The sequence below is a fragment of the Streptomyces rectiviolaceus genome (genome assembly GCF_039533825.1).
Taxonomy (GTDB): Bacteria; Actinomycetota; Actinomycetes; order Streptomycetales; family Streptomycetaceae; genus Streptomyces; species Streptomyces rectiviolaceus.
The window spans coordinates 22,775-41,268 of record NZ_BAAAUG010000060.1; the positions used below are offsets into that span (position 1 = coordinate 22,775).

The 18,494-nt window shown below is 70.3% G+C and carries 19 protein-coding genes; 4 read left to right on the forward strand and 15 right to left on the reverse strand.

The genetic code is table 11. The features are described 5' to 3' along the window. Positions 1–7: 7 nt before the first annotated feature. A complete protein-coding gene (locus tag ABD378_RS18015; protein ID WP_344521950.1) occupies positions 8–916 on the reverse strand; it encodes an aminoglycoside phosphotransferase family protein in 909 nt (302 codons plus the stop codon). 128 nt (positions 917–1,044) lie between these two features. On the opposite strand from ABD378_RS18015, the gene ABD378_RS18020 reads away from it, so the two are divergent. Together ABD378_RS18020 and ABD378_RS18025 are read left to right on the forward strand one after the other, a co-directional pair. Further along, positions 1,045–1,908, forward strand: coding sequence for an MEDS domain-containing protein (locus ABD378_RS18020; protein ID WP_344521951.1), 864 nt, complete (start codon positions 1,045–1,047; stop codon positions 1,906–1,908). A gap of 8 nt (positions 1,909–1,916) precedes the next feature. Beyond that, the gene (locus ABD378_RS18025) at positions 1,917–2,414 is read left to right on the forward strand and encodes an ATP-binding protein (RefSeq protein WP_344521952.1); all 498 of its coding nucleotides are present in this window, start codon (positions 1,917–1,919) and stop codon (positions 2,412–2,414) included. 40 nt (positions 2,415–2,454) lie between these two features. Here the strand turns inward: ABD378_RS18025 and ABD378_RS18030 are convergent, their stop codons facing one another. Further along, on the reverse strand, positions 2,455–3,510 hold the full coding sequence (locus ABD378_RS18030; RefSeq protein ID WP_344521953.1) for a LacI family DNA-binding transcriptional regulator: 1,056 nt from the start codon (positions 3,508–3,510) through the stop codon (positions 2,455–2,457). Positions 3,511–3,929: 419 nt separating this feature from the next. On the opposite strand from ABD378_RS18030, the gene ABD378_RS18035 reads away from it, so the two are divergent. Next, positions 3,930–5,741: a coagulation factor 5/8 type domain-containing protein gene (locus ABD378_RS18035; protein ID WP_344521954.1), complete on the forward strand. Its 1,812-nt coding sequence runs from the start codon at positions 3,930–3,932 to the stop codon at positions 5,739–5,741. Between the two features lie 311 nt (positions 5,742–6,052). Here the strand turns inward: ABD378_RS18035 and ABD378_RS18040 are convergent, their stop codons facing one another. Continuing rightward, a complete protein-coding gene (locus ABD378_RS18040) occupies positions 6,053–7,348 on the reverse strand; it encodes an MFS transporter (protein ID WP_344521955.1) in 1,296 nt (431 codons plus the stop codon). Between the two features lie 5 nt (positions 7,349–7,353). Continuing rightward, complete coding sequence (locus ABD378_RS18045; RefSeq protein WP_344521956.1) at positions 7,354–8,709, reverse strand: FAD-dependent oxidoreductase; 1,356 nt, start codon at positions 8,707–8,709, stop codon at positions 7,354–7,356. A 78-nt stretch (positions 8,710–8,787) separates the two neighbouring features. Between ABD378_RS18045 and ABD378_RS18050 the strand changes: the two genes are divergently transcribed. Next, positions 8,788–9,153, forward strand: a complete 366-nt coding sequence (locus ABD378_RS18050) for an ArsR/SmtB family transcription factor (protein WP_344521957.1) — start codon at positions 8,788–8,790, stop codon at positions 9,151–9,153. 69 nt (positions 9,154–9,222) lie between these two features. On the opposite strand, the gene ABD378_RS18055 is transcribed toward ABD378_RS18050, so the two are convergent. The 11 genes from ABD378_RS18055 to ABD378_RS18105 form a co-directional block, all read right to left on the reverse strand. After that, complete coding sequence (locus tag ABD378_RS18055; protein ID WP_344521958.1) at positions 9,223–10,347, reverse strand: sensor histidine kinase; 1,125 nt, start codon at positions 10,345–10,347, stop codon at positions 9,223–9,225. After that, positions 10,344–11,039 (reverse strand): response regulator, encoded by a 696-nt coding sequence (locus tag ABD378_RS18060; RefSeq protein WP_344521959.1) that lies wholly within the window; start codon positions 11,037–11,039, stop codon positions 10,344–10,346. The genes ABD378_RS18055 and ABD378_RS18060 overlap by 4 nt, the downstream gene beginning before the upstream one ends. A gap of 70 nt (positions 11,040–11,109) precedes the next feature. Further along, positions 11,110–12,231 (reverse strand): serine hydrolase domain-containing protein, encoded by a 1,122-nt coding sequence (locus ABD378_RS18065; protein WP_344521960.1) that lies wholly within the window; start codon positions 12,229–12,231, stop codon positions 11,110–11,112. Positions 12,232–12,401: 170 nt separating this feature from the next. Beyond that, positions 12,402–12,845: a PaaI family thioesterase gene (locus ABD378_RS18070; RefSeq protein WP_344521961.1), complete on the reverse strand. Its 444-nt coding sequence runs from the start codon at positions 12,843–12,845 to the stop codon at positions 12,402–12,404. A 117-nt stretch (positions 12,846–12,962) separates the two neighbouring features. Further along, positions 12,963–13,634: an enoyl-CoA hydratase-related protein gene (locus ABD378_RS18075; RefSeq protein ID WP_344521962.1), complete on the reverse strand. Its 672-nt coding sequence runs from the start codon at positions 13,632–13,634 to the stop codon at positions 12,963–12,965. A gap of 66 nt (positions 13,635–13,700) precedes the next feature. After that, the gene (locus ABD378_RS18080; protein ID WP_344521963.1) at positions 13,701–14,285 is read right to left on the reverse strand and encodes a TetR/AcrR family transcriptional regulator; all 585 of its coding nucleotides are present in this window, start codon (positions 14,283–14,285) and stop codon (positions 13,701–13,703) included. Positions 14,286–14,452: 167 nt separating this feature from the next. Continuing rightward, the gene (locus ABD378_RS18085) at positions 14,453–15,391 is read right to left on the reverse strand and encodes an FkbM family methyltransferase (RefSeq protein WP_344521964.1); all 939 of its coding nucleotides are present in this window, start codon (positions 15,389–15,391) and stop codon (positions 14,453–14,455) included. Between the two features lie 129 nt (positions 15,392–15,520). Then, positions 15,521–15,880, reverse strand: coding sequence for a methylglyoxal synthase (locus ABD378_RS18090; protein WP_344521965.1), 360 nt, complete (start codon positions 15,878–15,880; stop codon positions 15,521–15,523). Next, positions 15,871–16,581, reverse strand: coding sequence for an HAD family hydrolase (locus tag ABD378_RS18095; RefSeq protein WP_344521966.1), 711 nt, complete (start codon positions 16,579–16,581; stop codon positions 15,871–15,873). Before ABD378_RS18095 ends, ABD378_RS18090 begins: the two co-directional genes overlap by 10 nt. A 161-nt stretch (positions 16,582–16,742) precedes the next feature. Beyond that, positions 16,743–17,414: an HAD family hydrolase gene (locus ABD378_RS18100; protein WP_344521967.1), complete on the reverse strand. Its 672-nt coding sequence runs from the start codon at positions 17,412–17,414 to the stop codon at positions 16,743–16,745. A 114-nt stretch (positions 17,415–17,528) separates the two neighbouring features. After that, on the reverse strand, positions 17,529–18,287 hold the full coding sequence (locus tag ABD378_RS18105; RefSeq protein WP_344521968.1) for an SDR family NAD(P)-dependent oxidoreductase: 759 nt from the start codon (positions 18,285–18,287) through the stop codon (positions 17,529–17,531). Between the last annotated feature and the right edge of the window lie 207 nt (positions 18,288–18,494).

The following is an 18,494-nucleotide window of genomic DNA, read 5'->3' on the forward strand; positions in this document are numbered from 1 at the left end:
CGCGGCGTCAGCCGAAGCGCTCGTGGTCGTCCAGGACCTCGGCGATCAGGCGCCGGTCGAAGGCCGCCCGCTCCGGATCGGTGTCGATGTGCCCGCTCAGGGTCAGCAGGCACTTCCACAGCAGCCAGCCGCGGGCGCGCGCCCAGGTGCCCTCGTCCTGACCGACCGCGCGCCGGAACGCCTCCCGGCTCTCACCCGAGAACATCCCCCACGCGATCACCAGGTCGCAGGCCGGATCGCCGACGCCGGACGTGCCGAAGTCGATGACGGCGGTGAGCTTGCCGTCGGCGACAAGGAGATTGCCGGATGCGATGTCGCCGTGGAACCACACGGGCGCCCCACGCCACTCGGCGGCGAGAGCGGCCTCCCAGACGGCCGCCGCCCTGTCCGTGTCGACGCGGCCATCGAGTGCGGCCAGGCACCGCCGGGTCTCCTCGTCGTAGTACGCCGGTGACGCCCCTCGGTACCAGCTGTGCTCGCCCGCGAGCGGACCCCCGGTGGTGTCGCAGCGCTGGAGGGCGCGGATGAACTCGGCCACGGAGGCCGCGAACTGCGCCATGTCGTCGATGCGTTCGCGAGCCGCCGTCTCGCCGTCGAGCCACCCGCGGACGGACCACGGGAAGGGGTACCCCTCGCCCGGGGCGCCCTCGCCCAGAATCGGCGGGACGGCGAACGGCAGGGACGGCGCGAGCCGGGGGAGCCACTCGTTCTCCTTGGCCACCGCCGGGACATAGCCGGCGGCGGTGGGCAGCCGCGCCGTCAGGGCGTCGCCGATGCGGTACGTCCGGTTGTCCCAGCCGTCGACCTCCACCGGTCTGACGGGCAGGTCGCTCCACCGCGGGAACTGCGCGGCCACCAGACGTTTCACCAGGGCCGCGTCGATACCGGCGCGCCCGTCGGGAGGAGTCGGAACCATGCGCGGATCATCGCCTCCGACGATCGCACCGCGCAACGAATTATCGAGTTGTCGAGCGATTGGAACGTCTTCAGTCAACAATGATCACCACGGCCTTGGCACCTCGCGCGGACCCTAAGGTCTGCCCCATGGATTCCAGTTCTGTGACCAGGACGGTCTCCGTCACCCGTATGAACTCCGGGGACCACGCCTGCCTCGGATTCGACGACGACGAAACCCGCTGGGAACTCCGTGCCGCGTACGCCGACATCGGCCTGTCGCGCGGCGAATTGGTGGTGTTCTTCACCGACCGGGCGACCACCCCCGCCCTCGCGGCCGAGCATCTGAGCTCCAGCGGCTTCCCGCTGGGCCCCGCACTCATGGACGGACGCCTTGTCGTGGTCAACGAAGTCCCCGGCTACGACCCGGACACCGGTTTCGACCCGGCCGAACGGGCCCAGACCTGGGTGGAGTTGACCGACAAGGCCCGCCACGACGGCTTCTCCGGGATCCGGGTGGTCGGCGACATGGGCTGGGCCGCCGAACCCGGCATCGACCACGATCTCCTGGTCGAGTACGAGTCCGGGCTCTCGCCGCTCTTCGCGGAGATCGGGTTCACCGCCATCTGCGAGTACGACCGGCGGAAGTTCGACGACGGCCTCCTGGACCGGATCCGCCTCGCGCACCCCAAACGGGCCCTGCGGCACCTCGGCGCGCTGGACGTCGCCCGGACCGGCACCGAGCTGCGGATCGCCGGGGACATCGACCTCGCTACGCGCGAGGAGTTCGACTCGGCGCTCGCGCACGCCTTAGCGGGGCCCGACCGCCCCCGCATGCTCGACCTGTCCGAGCTGTGCTTCATGGACGTACACGGCGCGTCGACGCTGGTGCGGCTCGCGGGCAGGCTCCCCTGCGACCACCTCCTCACGGTCCACTGCCGACCCGAGCAGGACAAAGTGATACGGCTCTGCGGAGCCGCCGAAGTGCCTCAACTCGTCCTGGGCGAAGGGTGATCCGCGAAGTGATCCTCAACCGCGGCATCGGCAACGACGACAACGGCGGTGACCCGGCTCTCCACCGGGAGCACATCGACGATGCCCTCGCCCCGGTGCCGGGCAGACCGACCCTCCTCGAACTCCCCTTCACCATGTCCGACTTGGCGCGCCTGCGCCTCCAGGTCACCCGGCGCGCCGAGGACGCGGGCCTCTGCGAACCCCGGCTCAGCGACTTCGTGCTCGCCGTGCACGAGGTCGCGAGCAACGCCGTCGTGCACGGCGGCGGCAAGGGCCGCATCCATCTCGCGCACACGGACGCGGGGCTGCGGTGCGTGATCGCGGACAGCGGTCCGGGGCTGACCCGGCCGAAGCCGTGCGAGTCGGCCGCACTGCCCGATGCCGACGATGCCGACGAGGCCGAGAACGGCCGCGGCCTGTGGCTGGCCCAGGCCCTCACGGACCACTTCGACGTCGCGGTCTGCGAGGCCGGGACCATGGTCACGCTGGTGGCGCTGCTGTCCTGAGCGGAGCCCGAGGGCCGTCCTCACCGGTCATGCGCACCGGTCATGCGGAGGCCCGCTCGACCAGTGTCGGGCGGAACACCATCGACAGCGGCGAGCCCTCCGGCCGCTTGATCCTTCCCAGCAGCAGGCGGGCCATCTCGGCGGCCATCTCCTCCACCGGCTGCCGGACGGTGGTCAGCGCGGGCTCGCAGGCCCCGGCGGCCTCGCTGTCGTCGAAGCCGACCACCGCCACGTCCTGCGGCAGCCGCCTGCCCGCCCTCAGGAGGGTCTGCAGCGCACCCTGCGCCATCAGGTCCGACGCGACGAACACGCCGTCCAGGTCCGGGTGTTCGGACAGGAGCCGCCGCGTCGCCTCGGCGCCGCCCGCCCGGGTGAAGTCCGCCTCCGCCCACGGGGCGTCGGTGATGCCGTGCGCGGCCAAGGCGTCACGGAAGCCTTCGAGGCGCTCCTGGGCGGCCGGCATGTCCTGCGGTCCCGCGATCGTGCCGATCCTGCGGCGACCCTCGGAGACGAGACGGTCGACCGCCATCCGCGCGCCCGCCCGCTGGTCCACCTCCACATACGGCAACGGGACCGTCCGAGCCGGGCGTCCGGCGAGCACGGCGGGCAGGCCGGTCTCCGCGAGCAGCCGGGGCAGCGGATCGGAGGCGTGCGAGGAGACGAGCACCGTGCCGTCCACGTGGCCCTGGCGCAGGTACGAGAGGAACTGCCGGCGCGAGGTGTCGTCGTCCACCAGCATCAGGACCATCTGGACCCCGGCCGGGCGCAGCACGTCCAGGAGCCCGCCGACCACTCGCCCGAAGTGGGGGTCGGTGAACATCCGGCCGACTAAGGGGGCCGCGACCGGCCGCCGCTCCTGCTCGGACACCACCAGGGCGATGGAGTCGGTCCGTTGGGTCACCAGGGAGCGGGCGGCCTGGTTGGGGACGTAGCCGGTGGCCTCGACGGCCTCCTCCACCTTGCGGCGCAGCACCGGGTCGACGGTGGGCGCGCCGTTGACGACCCGGGAGACGGTGGCGCGCGAGACCCCCGCCGTGCGGGCCACGTCCTCCAGGGTCACCGGGCGGGCGGCGGGGCGCAGGGCTTCGGCAGTCACGGGGCCTTTATAGCAACGGGGTGGGACGGGCGTTCAGATATTTGTCCCTGATGAGACGTCAACTTCCGGGCTGGTTCTGGCCGTTGAGGACCCGTGGCCTCGCCTGACATAACGCCCAGCCGATGGCGATTGGCTTCAACTTGCCCACACGGTGACCTAGTTGACTTCTCTCCGCCGAGTCGGTGCGACATCGTGCGCACCCCCTTGACGCACCTTGTCGCAGACACAACTATCCAACACGAGAGAGCGCTCTCTCGGCGATCACCGTTCATGTCCTGAACTCAGATCGCGCGCCTGCGGCACCGCTCTGCCCCCTTCACCCCGGAGCGGCTCCACCCCCACCCCCCCCCCCCCCCCCCCCCCCCCGCAAGCACCAGCACCTCGGCGAACCAACCGCCCTGCTACCAGAGAGACTTGCCATGTCTGAGCTCCCTGCGCCCGCCGCGAGATCCGCCCTCTCCCGCCGCACCGCCCTCGCCGCCGCTCTGGCGGTCCCGGCCACCGGTCTGCTCGCCTCCCACGCGGTCGCCGCTCCCGACGCGCCCCCGGTGCAGTCCCCCGCTGCCCGCCGCCCCCGGCCGGCGAACGCCGCCGCTCCCGACTTCGGTCCGAACGTCATCGTCTTCGACCCGTCCACCGGGGGCATCCAGGCGAAGCTGGACGAGATCTTCAAGAAGCAGGAGTCGGCGCAGTTCGGGACCGACCGCTACGCCCTGCTGTTCAAGCCCGGCACCTACGGCGGCCTCAACGCCCAGATCGGCTTCTACACCTCGATCATGGGCCTGGGCCTGTCCCCCGACGACACACACTTCAACGGCGACGTCACCGTCGACGCGGGCTGGTTCAACGGCAACGCCACGCAGAACTTCTGGCGTTCGGCGGAGAACCTCTCCCTCTCCCCGGTCAGCGGCGGCAACCGCTGGGCGGTCTCCCAGGCCGCCCCGTTCCGCCGCATGCACGTGCGCGGCGACCTGAACCTCGCGCCCAACGGCTACGGCTGGGCCAGCGGCGGCTACATCGCCGACAGCCGGATCGACGGCACCGTCCAGCCGTACTCCCAGCAGCAGTGGTACACCCGCGACAGCTCGATCGGCGGCTGGCTGAACGCGGTGTGGAACATGGTCTTCTCCGGGGTCGAGGGCGCCCCCGGCAACACCTTCCCCGACCCGCCGTACACCACCCTGAACACCACCCCGTACTCCCGGGAGAAGCCCTTCCTCTATCTCGACGGCGGGGAGTACAAGGTCTTCCTGCCCGCTCTGCGCACCAACGCGCGCGGCACCAGCTGGGGCAACGGCACCCCGCAGGGCCAGTCCCTCTCCCTCTCCGCCTTCTACGTCGCCAAGGAGGGGGACAGCGCGGCCACCCTCAACGCCGCCCTCGACCAGGGGCTCCACCTCCTGCTCACCCCCGGCATCTACCACCTCGACCGGCCGATCGAGGTCAAGAAGGCGAACGCCGTCGTCCTCGGCATCGGTTACGCCACCCTCATCCCGGACGGCGGGGTGACCGCGGTGAAGACCGCCGACGTGGACGGGATACGCCTGGCCGGGTTCCTGGTCGACGCCGGGCCGCAGAACTCCCGGACGCTCGTCGAGGTCGGCCCCGCGGGCGCGAGCGCCTCACACGTCGGCAACCCGGTCACCGTCCAGGACGTGTTCATCCGGATCGGCGGTGCGGGCGCGGGCAAGGCCACCACCAGCATGGTGGTCAACAGCCGCCACACCATCGTCGACCACACCTGGGTCTGGCGCGCCGACCACGGCGAGGGCGTGGGCTGGGAGACCAACCGGGCCGACTACGGCGTCGTCGTCAACGGCGCCGACGTCCTGGCGACCGGCCTGTTCGTGGAGCACTTCAACAAGTACGACGTGCAGTGGAACGGCGAGCGCGGGCGCACGATCTTCTACCAGAACGAGAAGGCGTACGACGCCCCCAACCAGGCCGCCATCCAGAACGGCAGCCTCCGGGGCTTCGCCTCGTACAAGGTCGCCGACTCCGTCAACACCCACGAAGGCTGGGGCCTCGGCAGTTACTGCTACTACAACGTCGACCCGACCATCGTGCAGGAGCACGGCTTCGCCGCCCCGAACAAACCGGGCGTGAAGTTCCACCACCTGCTCGTCGTCTCGCTCGGCGGCAAGGGGCAGTACGCACACGTCATCAACGCGATCGGTGCTCCCACGTCGGGCTCCGACACGGTGCCGTCCAAGGTGGTCTCCTTCCCCTGATCCCCGCGCGCCCACGCGCATCGACAGGGCGCAACGGTTCGTACCAACTCCGCACTTGTGTGCGGACGGTGAAGGAAAGGCGGAGTAACGTCGTGACTGTGCGAACGGAGCGGCTCGTTTCGATGATGGCCGCCGCGCACTGGGCGGCGACGGCCGCCCGGGGCGCGAGGAAGGAGGCTCCCCCCGTCCCCTCCTCGCGCGGTGCCCTTCGGGGGTGAGATGCGGGAATTCCCACCACGAAGGGACCTGGCAGGAGCCGTGTCGTCGGTGATGCGGCTCCTGCCGGCCCACACCACAGGGACGCGCAGCCGTCAGCGCTCCCCCATGCCGCTCGGCAGCCGTCTCGGTTGTCGGTCGCCCGCCTTCGGCGCCGGTCCGGAGAGCACCGGCACGCGGGTACCGATCGCCACGATCGCCGCGGCGAGCGAGACCACGGAGAGCACGGTGAACACGACGGCGTAGCCGCCCAGTTGCTGGGCCAGGCTCGCTCCGGCCCATGGCGCCAGTGCTGCGGCGACGGTCACCGGGGCGGCCATGAGTCCGGACAGGCGGCCGTAGTGGGTGGTGCCCCAGCGGTCGGTGATCGCGGTTGCCTGGAGAAGGGTGAGGTTGCCTCGGACGACTCCGGCGAGGACGGCCAGGAGGATGAGGAAGGGGATGGGGCCCGGGACAAGGCCGAGCGCCAGCGTGGTGGCCCCGCCTGCCGCGAGCAGCGCGACGGTGCGGGTGGCGACGCCCGTACGCCGGGCGACGGCAGAGTAGAGGGTGCGGCCGAGGGTCTGTCCGGCTCCGCCGAGCCCCAGGGCCCAGGCCGCTGTTGTCGAGTCAGCGCCCCGTTCCGTCAGGAGCGGCACAAGGCCGATGACGACCCCGTACACGGCGAATCCCGACAGGGTGAAGGCGGCGGCGAGCAGGAGGAAGGGGCGCCCCCGCGCGATGCCGTGGTGCCCTTCGGCCGTCAGGTGGCCGGGTTGCGGGGGCGCCGGCGGCCAGGGTGCGCGCAGCGCGATGGCGTGGGCGGGGATCGTGACGACGGCGAGGATCGCGGCGAGGACGGCGTAGGTCGCACGCCAGCTCAGGTGGTCCGCCAGTGCGGCGGTCAGCGGCGCGAAGACGGTGGAGGCCAGTCCGCCCGCGAGGGTCACCACGGTGAGCGCGCGTACGCGGTGCGGGCCCCACCAGCGGGTGAGGGCGGCGAACGCGGGATGGTAGAAGGTGGCCGCCATGGCCACCCCGGCGAGCAGCCAGGCCGCGAAGAACGTGGCCAGGTTCGGGGCCGCCGCTATCGCCAGTACAGCCATGACGGCGAGGACCGAGCCCGCTGTCATCACCAGGTGCGGGCCACGGCGATCGAGAACGCGCCCCAGGGGTATTCCAGCGGCGGCGGACACGAGAAGGGCCCCTGAAAAGGCGGCGGTTGTCACTGCCGTCGACCATCCCGTGTCCGCGGTGATGCGGGCGTTCAGGACCGGGAAGGCGTAGTAGACGATGCCCCAGCTGGTGATCTGGGTGGCGCACAGCGCCGGCAGGACGGCGCGCGGCCGCGACCGTTCCGGAGCCTCGGTTCCGGTGTCGGCCTCGGCCGCGTTCGTGTCGGCGTCGGGCACGTCGATCAGCAGCCGCCCGATGTGGCGGCTGGGGCTCCGATGCCGATCTGGACGGTGGCCGGGGTCGCGCAGCAGCCGCCGCCGGACTCCTCGGCAACGGCGGGCTCGTCGAACAGGCCCGCGCCTCCGCAGACCCCGGTCTCCGGCAGGGTCAACTCCACGCGCTCGGCGGCCTCGTGGTCGCCTGCGAGGGCTGCGGCGATGGAGCGGACCTGCTCGTAGCCGGTCATGGCGAGGAAGGTGGGGGCGCGGCCGTAGCTCTTCATGCCGACCAGGTAGACGTCCTGCTCCGGGTGGGAGAGCTCGCCCACGCCGTGCGGGTAGACGGTGCCGCAGGAGTGCTGGTTGGGGTCGATCAGCGGGGCCAGTTCGAGGGGGGCCTGGAGGCGCTCGTCGAGGCCAAGGCGCAGCTCGTCCAGGAAGGAGAGGTCGGGGCGGAAGCCGGTGAGGACGATGACCTCGTCGACCGGGTCGAGACGGCGCCCGTCCTCGGCCACGAGCACCAGCTGATCGCCGCTCTGCTCGACGGCGTCGGTCCGGAAGCCGGTGACGGCGTCGGCGTGACCGTCGTCCACCGCTGCCTTGGCCGCCAGGCCCAGGGCGCCGCGGGCGGGCAGCTGGTCGGCCTCGCCGCCGCCGAAGGTCGAGCCGCTGAGGCCGCGCCGCAGGACCCAGACCGCGTGGGTGTCCGGGGCGTCCTTGGCGAGGTCGGCCAGGTAGGCGAGTGCGGTGAACGCGGAGGCTCCGGAGCCGATGACCGCGGTGCGCCTGCCCGCGTAACGGGCCCGGACGGCAGGGTCCTTGAGGTCGGGCACGCGGTAGGAGATGCGCGCACCCGAGGTGCGCTCGCCGAGGGCGGGCAGGCCGTCGCCGCCGATCGGGCTTGGCGTGGACCAGGTGCCGGAGGCGTCGATGACCGCGCGGGCGACGATCCGCTGCTCGCTGCCGTCGGCGCTCTGGATGTGCACGGTGAAGGGCTGCTGCTCGCGGTCGGCGTCCACGACACGGTCACGGCCCTGGCGGGAGACGCCGGTGACCGTCACGCCGAAGCGGACCGTCTCGCCCAGGACGTCGGCCAGCGGCTGCAGGTACTTCCCGGCCCAGTCGCCGCCGGTGGGGTAAGTGCCGCCGTCCGGCTTCACCCAGCCCGTGGGGGCCAGGAGCTTCTCGGCGGCGGGGTCGACGACCTCACCCCAGGTGGAGAACAGGCGCACGTGGCTCCACTCGCGTACGGCCGCACCCGCACTGTCGCCCGCCTCCAGAACGAGGGGCTCGAGGCCGCGCTCGACGAGGTGGGCGGCCGCGGCCAGACCGATGGGACCTGCTCCGATGACGACGACGGGAAGCTGCTGGGTGCTCATGATGCTCGGTCTCCTTGGTTCGACGGTTGTCGATGTCTTGAGCTTGCCACTGGTATCGATGAGTGTCAACATAGACGTATGTCGAAGTCGAAGGTTGTCGAACTGCCGGTGCTGGACACCGAGGCCGTGGTGCCGTGCTGCCCGCCGATCACCGCCGGGGAGCTGTCACCCGAGGACGCCGAGCGGATGTCCGCCATGTTCAAGGCGCTGTCCGACCCGGTGCGGCTGCGCCTGTTCTCCAAGGTGGCCTCGCACGCGGGCGGCGAGGCGTGCGTGTGCGACATCTCCGATGTCGGCGTCTCCCAGCCGACCGTCTCCCACCACCTGAAGAAGCTCAAGGACGCGGGCCTGCTGACCTCCGAGCGCCGCGGGACCTGGGTGTACTACAAGGTGGCGCCCTCCGTGGTCGCGGCGATGTCCGCGATGCTCGACCTGCGCGTCTGACCATGGACGTCGCTCGCCCGGAAGACCTTCAGGTCGCCGAGCGTCTGTTCCTTCGCGGAGCGGTTCTGTTTACGGTCCCTCAGTGCCGACAGGGATCTCCAGCACGACTCGGTAGCCGCCGTCGGGCAGCGGGCCTGCGCTGAAGGATCCGTGCAGGAGTTCCGCGCGTTCAGCCAGACCGATCAGGCCCTGGTGGGAACTCGGCAGGGGCAGTGGTGGGCGGCTCGCCCGGGTGTTGGTCACCATGACGCCGAACTCGGCGTCGTGATGGAACAGGTGGACGGCCGCGGTGGCGCCGGGGGCGTGTTTGCGGACGTTGGTCAGGGCTTCTTGCACGGTGCGGTAGACGGTGCGCTGCGCGGTCGTGGTGATGTCGGTGGGGAGTTCGCCCGTCAGGGTCGACCGGATCGCACTGTTGGCGACGAGTTGGTGCAGGTCGGCCAGAGTGGGCTGAGGGGTGAGTTCGGTGGCGCCGCCGGTGGAGGCCCGCAACAGCGTGACCATGTGGCGCAGTTCGTCGAGGGTGCCGACGCTGAGCGAGCGGATGGTGCGGGCCGCCTCCTGGGTGTCGGGATCCGGGGCGGCTACTTGGAGCGCTCCTGCCCGTACGGCGATCAGGCTGACCTGGTGGGCGACGACGTCGTGCATCTCCCGGGCGAGCTGGGCGCGTTCACGGGCAAGGACCGCTTGAGCGTGCAGCTGTCGCTCGTGTTCACGTGCTTCCTCGACCTCGGCAAGGCGCAGGGACAAGTCCCGGCGGGCCTGGATGAGTTGCCCCAGCAGAACGGGGGCGGCGGCGGTGGCGAGCAGGTAGCCGAAGTACACCAGGGTCCACGTGTCGTGGATCTCGGCGAAATGGGACGGCGGCAGGGGGACGGACGATGCGGCCGCGGAGGCGACGGCGCACGCGGCGAGCAGGCGGCGATTGCGGGAGCGCTCGGCGACGGTGTACAGCGCGACGACCGAGGCGGCCTGGATGTCCAGTACCAGGCTGGCCAGGACGGTGAGCGCGAACACGGTCAGGGGAAAGCGACGACGGAGGAAGAGCGCCCCACAGGCGAGCACACCGACGGCCAGGACCAGGACGGCGGTGTCTGCCGCGTTCTGCTCCAGGGTCCACCAGACGTCGAAGGCGGCCAGCGCCACCAACGCTGCGTCGATGGCCCCGGCGGGCACCTTCTTCCAGGCGGTCACCGGCCACCCTCTCCGCCCTGGTCGCCCTCGCCACCCTCGCCACCCTGGTCCGACAGCAGCCCGGCCCGCTGGGCGAGGAGGGCGGCTTGGACGCGGCTGCTCACCCGCAGCTTGGCGAGAATCGCGCTGACGTGGTCCTTGATGGTGCCCGCACTGAGATGGACCCGGGTTCCGATCTCACCGTTGGACAGGCCATCGGCGATCAGGAGCAGCACCTGACGTTCGCGGTCCGTCAGGTCTCGGACGCGGGCCACGCCCTGATCTGCGGCCGCGGCTGCCGCCGGATGGCCGCGCAGGACGGCGTGGGACGCTTTGGGGGACATGACGATGCCGCCGGCGGCCAGGGTGCGTACGAGCTGCGCCAGTTGCACGGGGTCGGTGTCCTTGAGCAGGAAGCCGCCTGCGCCGCAGCGCAGCGCGGTCAGGACGTACTCGTCGGTGTCGAACGTCGTCAGCATGGCCACCACGGGCCGGTGGGGCAGGGCCCGCACAGCGCGCAGCACGGTGAGCCCGTCGACGTCCGGCATGCGGATGTCGAGCAGCAGGACATCCGGGCTCTCCCTGCGCACCGTGTCGACCGCGTCGGCGCCGTTCGCCGTCGCGACGACCTGAATGTCCTCGGCGGCATTGAGGATCAGTTCGAACCCGGACCGGACGAGCGCTTCGTCGTCCACGACCACTACCCGGATCACGCGTGTTCCTCCGTACCGTGCTGGGTGCTGTCCTGATGAGGCTATGCCCCCCGCATGCGACTGGCCCCTGTCAGCGAAGGTCTCGGATGAGGGTGCGAAGGACGGAGTCGACCTTCGCCTCCTTGAACTCTTCCGAGCCGATCAGCAGGGTCACGGCCCGTCGGCCGTCGTCGGTGACGGCATTCCTGAGCTTGTGCCCGGTCTCCATGAAGCCGCTGTGCCCCCAGGTGACGAAGCCCGGGGTGCGCTCTTCGCGCTCGACTCCCAGGCCGTAACGCGCGCCCCGCACAGTGGGATCAGGAACGGTTCGCTTCATGGCGGTCAGCTGGGCCGGGGCCAACAGCTTGCCGGACATCAGGGCGGACCAGAAGGCGGTCACGTCGGCACCGGTGGAGACCAGCGCACCCGACGCGTCGGACCCGGAGACGTTCCATTCCGTCCAGTCCAGCAGCTTCCCGGACCGCTTCACGTAGCTTCGCAGCTCCGGCTCGGGGAGCGTGGTGCGGTCGCCGGGCCAGTAGGTGTCGCGCAGCCCGAGGGGCTTGAAGATCCGCTGCTTGAGCTCGGTGCCGATACTGCGTCCGGTGACCTTCGTGACGATCAAGCCTGCCAGGTTGTAATTGGTGTTGGAGTACGAGAAGGGCTTGTCCTCGGGCGCGGGCAGGGTCAGCGCCTGCTTGATCGTCCGCAAGGGCTCGATGTGATCCCAGCGGTGCGCGGTCTCGTCCGCCCAGAACGGCGCCTCCAGGTAGTCGGGCAGGCCACTGGTGTGCTGCAGCAGCTGCCGGATGGTGATCTTGCGTCCGTCGTAGTGCTCGGTGCGGATCAGGCCGGGCAGATGGCGGTCGACGGTGTCATCGAGCTTGAGCCTTCCTTCGCCGACGAGCTGGAGCACGACCGTGGCCACCCAGGTCTTGGTATTGCTGGCGATGCGGCTGTGCTCATCGCCGACGACCTTGCGGCCCGTCTTCAGGTCGGCAAGGCCCACACCGCTCTTCAGAACACCGCAGCGTGGGCTCTTCACCGTCAAGCTGATCCCCGAGGCGCCAACACCCTTCAGCGCCTTCAGGGCTTCTTGGACGGGCTTGGTGTCACACCGTGGCGCGGCGGCCGACGCCGCCGATGCGGCAGGAGCCGTCACCAGAGAGGCGGTGAACGCCAAAGCCGCAACAACACTCGTCCTGCGTCGCATGATGTCTCCTTCGCCAAGACCGATACGTGCGGCGCATTCGGTTACGCCTCGCACCAGGGACTCCCGATCCTTGAACGGAACCGTTCAATGGGATATCCGCCAGGTGTCCGGTCCGCGCCCGCCGACTGGGGGGGGCGTAGCCCAGTGGAAGCTGGCTCTGGCCGGGCGAGCTAAAGGATCATGCACGTGGTGGTGGCGTGGGCGATGAGTTTGCCCTGTTCGTCGAGGACCTTGCCTTCGGCGGTGGCGGTGCGGCGGCCGGCGTGGATGACGGTGCCTTCCGCGGTGAGGGTCTGGCCGTCGGTGCGGGCGGCGCGGATGTAGTTGACCTTGAGTTCGAGGGTGGTGTAGCTGCTACCGGCCGGGAGGGTGGTGTGCACGGCGCAGCCCATCGCGGAGTCGAGGAGGGTGGCGGCGATACCGCCGTGGACGGTGCCGAGGGGGTTGGCGAAGTCGGGGCGGGTGTCGAGGGAGATGACGATGCGGCCGTGCTCGACCTCGTCGAAGCGCATGCCGAGCAGGCGGCCGATGGAGGGGACGTCGGTGGGGCGTTCGGCCTGTACCCAGCGCATCAGTTCCAGGCCGGTCATGGCGGCGAAGTCGGTGGTGGTCACCGTTGTTCTCCTTACGTGGTGCTACGTGGTGCTGGTGGTGCCGCCGCGAGAGGCGGGCCCGCGCCCCGGGGCACATGCGAACCGGGGGCGCGGGGTGGTGCGATGGGGAGGTCCTGATCAGCCGAGCGGGTTGGCGGTATCGCGCAGGGTGGCCAGTGCCGGGGCGTACATGCGGGCCTTGATGGTGCCGAGGGTGTCGCCGGCCTTGTTCACCTGCGCCTGGGCAATCTCGATCGCGGTGGAGCGTACGGCGTCCTCGCTGACCGCCTGGTCGACGATGCCCGCGGCTGCGGCGTCGGCGCCGCCGTAGCGCTGAGCCGTGAGCATGGCCTTGTGCGCTGTCTGCGGCGCAAGACGGGACTGGATGAGCGCGGCCATGCCGGGGGTGAAGGGGATATTGATGTCCGCTTCAGGCAGGCACCAGTAGCCGCGGTCGGCACGCATCACGCGGAAATCATGGGCGAGGGAGAACATCGCGCCGGCGGCGAAGGTGTGCCCCTGCAGCGCGGCCACGGTGATGACCGGCAGCGACAGCATCCGCGCGAACAGCTCGTGGACGGAGACGACGTAGTCCTGATGCTGATCGGCGTGGGCGAACAGCCAGTCCAGGTCGAGCCCGTTGGAGTAGAACTTGCCGGTGGCTGCGGTGACCAGGGCGCGGGGGCCTTCCGCCTTCTCCACCTCGTCGAGCGCGGCGCCGAAGGCGGTGATCCAGTCGGGGTGGAAGCGGTTCTCACCGTCTCCGAGGTCGAGAACGAAAACGTTGTCCTGACGGTCGAGCGAGGGCATGGCGACTCCTTCGGACGGAGTTGACGTGGGTCTCGGACTGAGCTGACGTGGGTCAAGGACTGCGAGCTACGCCTCGGGCCGGGGACCGGATTCGGTACCGGGGCGGTCGCGCAGGGCGTAGCGGAGCAGGTCGTGGATCTCGGCGGCGGCCGCCTCGATCGGGGCAGTGCTCTGCTCGGCGCGGCACATGATCACCGCACCTTCGACCGCGGCGATGATGAAGGCACCGAGTCTGCGGCTGCGCTCCTCGGTCAGGCCGTGTCGCAGGAAGAGGGCCGCGAGAGCCTCCTGCCAGCGGGCGAAGACGGCGGCGGCGGAGCGGGCGAGCTGGGGTGCGTCGTCGTTGGTCTCGACGGCCACCGCCACGATCGGACAGCCGGCCCGAAAGCCGCTCTCCACGAGCCGGTCGCGCCACAGCACGAAGAACGCGTCGACGGCCTGCACCGGATCATCCGCCTGGATGGCGGCGTCGATCAGACCCGCGATGAAGTCCCCCGCAAGCGCCACCGCCTCGTCGATGAGCTGCGCCCGCCCGCCGGGGAAGTGGTGATACACCGAGCCCCTGGGAGCCCCGCTGTGAGCGAGCACCCGGTCGATGCTCGTCGCGCTCGCCCCGTGCTCCCGCAGCAGCGCGGCAGCGCTGAGGACCATCCGGCCACGGCTATCACTACTGCGCGGACTCACCCGCCCACCACCCTCCCCGACGACAAGACGCCCCCCTGAATGGGCTACCTGCCGGTAACTTATGGGGTATGGCATAGAACATGCAAGGGGCTGTGGCGGTCGGCCGTGGACTCACGCCATCGTGCCGTCGCCGCTCACCGCTTCACGTACAGCTCGACCGGATTGAAGCCGGCCGGCTCCGGGACGCGCGGCGGTACCTGCCGGAATCCGGCCGCGCGCATCGTGGCCCGGACGACTTCACCGTCGATGTATTTGTCGTGGACCTCCAGGACGATCCGCTCGACCTGCTCCATCCATGGCTGGACCTCGCTGAACACCTCGGCTTCGCTGCCCTCGACGTCGACCTTGAGCAGGTCGACGTGGCCGATGCCGTGCTTGGCGAGCACCTCGCCCACCGTGATCGCGGGCACCCGCACGCCCGGACGGGCCAGCACGTTCTCCAGTCGGTAGGGGCGGGTGCGGCGCAGGTCGGCCACCGCGGGCACGGCGGTGCAGGTGTCCCAGAACGCGCTCACGGTGAACTCCGCCGTCCCGGACTTCCCGGCCACGGCCGCCGGCTCGATCTTCCAGTCAAGTCCGGACAGGGCGGCGTTGTGCCGCAGGACGGCGAGGTTCTGCGGGATCGGTTCCACGGTCAGCAGGGTGCGGGGGCGGTAGCGGGCAGTGAAGTAGGACGCGGCGAGGCCGGTGTTGCCGCCGAGGTCGACGATCGTGTCGAGGGTGTCGATGTCCTCGTCGAGCCGGTAGTGGACGCCGAGTTCGTAGAACCGCTTCAGGAAGACCTGCCACAGGATGAGCAGATCGCTCTGATTCCTGCGGATGCGCACGCGTGCCGCCTGCCGTGGGGTGAGGAAGTTCAGCGAGAGCGGGGTGTCGTCGGCGAGGGGGCGGCCCGCCGCCCCGAGGAAGCGCCGGCCCATCCAGTAGGGCGCGGTCAGTTTGCTCGCCCCCTGCGCCGTGCGCAGCGCCAGGGCCATGTCCCTCCCGCAGCCGGCCGTCTCCCGCACGAGTACGCGGCCCATGCCGACGCCCATCGCCCGGTCCGCGTCCGAGCGCAGGTATGCCAGTCCCATGTCTGCCCTTCTGGTTGATATGGATTGACACAGCCGTCCCCGGCGGCTTCCTGCAGCAGCCCCCCCTACCCCCCGGTCACCATCAAAGGTCGTTGCCCTTCACGCAGGCGTGTCCGAACCCTCATGCCTCTAGAGCAATGCGGAAAGCACCGCGTTGGCCGTGGACTCGTTCTGCGCGAGCGGTACGTCATGCACCAGCGCCAGGCGGACCAGCGCGGCCACGTCCGCCTCGTGCGCGGGGTGGACGGCCGGGTCGCGGAAGAAGACGCAGAAATCGACTTCGCCGGTGGCAACCAGGTGGGCCGCGTGCAGATCGCCGCCGAGCGGTCCGGAGGCCAGCGCACGGGCGGTGAGTCCGCACTCGCTCAACACCTGGGCGGTCCCGCCGGTCGCGACCAGGTCGTGGCCGGCCAATTTCACCTCGTGCTTGGAAGCCCACGCACGCAACGCTTCCTTCTTTCCGTCCTGCGCCACCAGTGCTACACGCATGCCGATGCCTCATCACTGTTCGGAAGGGCCAGGCGCCGGGCCCAGGCGGCCAGCTCCGGGTCGTCCAACGAGGCAACCCAGTGGTCGACGAGGGCGAGCTGCTCCGCGGACGGCTCAGGGCCTACGCCCAGTACCCGCATACCGGCGGCCACCGCGGAACGGATCCCGCTGGTCGAGTCCTCCACGGCGAGGATGTCGGCCGGTTCGACCGCACAGGCTTCGGCGGCGGCCAGATAGGTGTCGGGCGCCGGCTTGGGAGCCAAACCCATGGTCGGGGAGGTCACGCACACCAGATACGGGAGGATCTCCGCCCTGGCCAGCACATGTTCCACGGCATCTTGCGGAGAGCTGGTGGCGCAGGCCACCGGCATCACCGCGCCGGTGGCCTGCACCAGATCCAGCGCGCCCGGCAACGCGTGCGACGGGTGGGTCCGGTACAGCTCGCGCTGTTTGGCAAGTGCCTGCGCGCTGCACTCCTCGGCACTCGCCGACGTACCGAGTGAGCGAGCCAGAGTGTCTCCGGCCGCGCTGTAGTGCAGTCCTTTCAGCGAGGCGAGCACGGCGGCATCCGGCTCGACGCCGTGGTCGCGCAGAACGAGCACTTTGCTCAGGAGGCAGTACTCCTCCGTGCTCATCAAGACACCGTCGCAGTCGAAGACGACCGCTCGCGGGGCCCAGGACAGGATCCTGTTCTCTGTCACGCTGGCCATGCTCCTTGAAGTGGAAATCCGGCAAGAGGTGCCCGGCCACCGTGGTGACGGGCAGACTTGACCCACAACGGCCCAGAAGGTGTGGGGGTCTTGGGCCCTCAGCGCAAATCGCCGGTTCGGCGCAATGACACCGCGCCGAAGACACTGGGGGGCTACCAGGTGGCAAGCCAACACCGGAGTGCAGGGTCGTCGAGAGAAGGAACGTACGCGTGCAGGTGTGGAGTGTGAGCCAGGCCGCCCACGCCGAGCACGACCATTCCCGCCGCGTTGGCGGCTCGGGCGCCGACCGGCGAGTCCTCCACCGCCAATGATTTTTCGGGCGGTACGCCAAGAGCCGCACAAGCTGCGAGGTAGCAGTCCGGGTGCGGTTTGGGCCGCTCGACATCGTCTCCGGAGATGGTGATCGGCAGCCATCCGGCCAGGCCACCCTGGGCAAGCGTCTTGTCCAGGAGGGGGCGGGGGCCGTTGCTGGCCACCGCGACCGGCACCAGGGCAGCCGTCCGGCGCACCATGTCCACCGCACCAGGCGTCGGCTGCGCTCCTACCGCGACGGCGGCCAGGAGTTCCTCGGCGAGTTCTTCGGCGAGCCGCGCCGCGCTGCCGCCAAAGAGACGGGACATCACCTCGCCCCCTTGGGCCGTGGACAAGCCGACGAGGGCACCGCGGGCCGCGTCGTCGTAGACGTGGCCCCGGCGGGCGAAGACAGCACTGCGCGCTGCGTCGGCGAACGGTTCGGTGTCCATGAGGGTGCCGTCGCAGTCGAAGACCACGGCGGCGGGCGGAGCGAGCCCCTCCAGCGCCGCGACATCTGGCGTGCGCTTCATCGTGCGTGCCTCACAGTTCGTAGAACCGCTTCAATAGAACCGCTTCAAGGAGACCTGTCACAGGATGGGCAGGTGTTTCTCGCGCTGCTACTCGTCGGCGCGTTGCCGAGCCGGTCACACGGCGGTGTAGCCGCCGTCGACGAAGACGACTTGGCCGGTCATGAAGGCGGATGCCTCGCTGGCGAGGAAGACAAGCGCGGGGGCGATCTCCTCCGGCAGCGCGCAGCGTTGCTGGGGAACGTCATCGATCCATCGGCGTCGAAACCGTGGGTCGTCGACGGCGGCCATCTCGGTGCGCACGTAGCCAGGGGCCAGTGCGTTGACCCGGATGCCGGCGGGGGCCCACTCCGCTGCGAGGGACCGGGTGAGCTGGTGCACCGCCGCCTTCGAGGCGTCGTAGGCGGCCTGCGCCTGGGGGCGCAGGGCCACCTGCCCCGCGATCGAGCCGATGTTGACGACGCAGCCGCCGGAGCGAGCCGCCATGTGGCGGGCGGCTGCCGTGGCGCACCACCAGACGGCGTCAACGTTGAGGGCGAACACGGCACGCCATGCGGCCTCGTCAGCCTCCATCGACGGGGTGTGCACGCACACGCCGGCGTTGTTCACCAGCACATCGAGGGCCCCGAATTCCTCAACCGTGTCGTCCAGGGCTTGCTGCACGTTGTCCTGCACGGTCAGGTCGACCTCCCGGTGCATCCCGCGGACGCCGCGTGCCCGGACTTCCCGGACCACTGCCGCATTGCGGCTTCCATCGCGGGCGAGCACCGCGACGTCGGCCCCGGCATCGGCCAGGGCGAGTGCGAAGGCCCGCCCGAGACCGCGGTTCCCGCCGGTCACCACCGCCGCCTTGCCCGTCAGATCGAATCTCTCCATCACCGAGGCGGTGGCAGGAGGGACGTGTGATGCCTGGGACACCGCACCTCTCAGGGACTGATTGCCGTCATGAAGGGACAAACCGAGGCAAGACTAGAAGCAATCTCTGCCTGGATCGGCCCGACACGACACAGGTGGGCACCCGCGAACTCCCGACTCACCGCCGTCGGCCTGGGGCAGGTCAGGCGCCCTTTGCCGCCGGTTCAA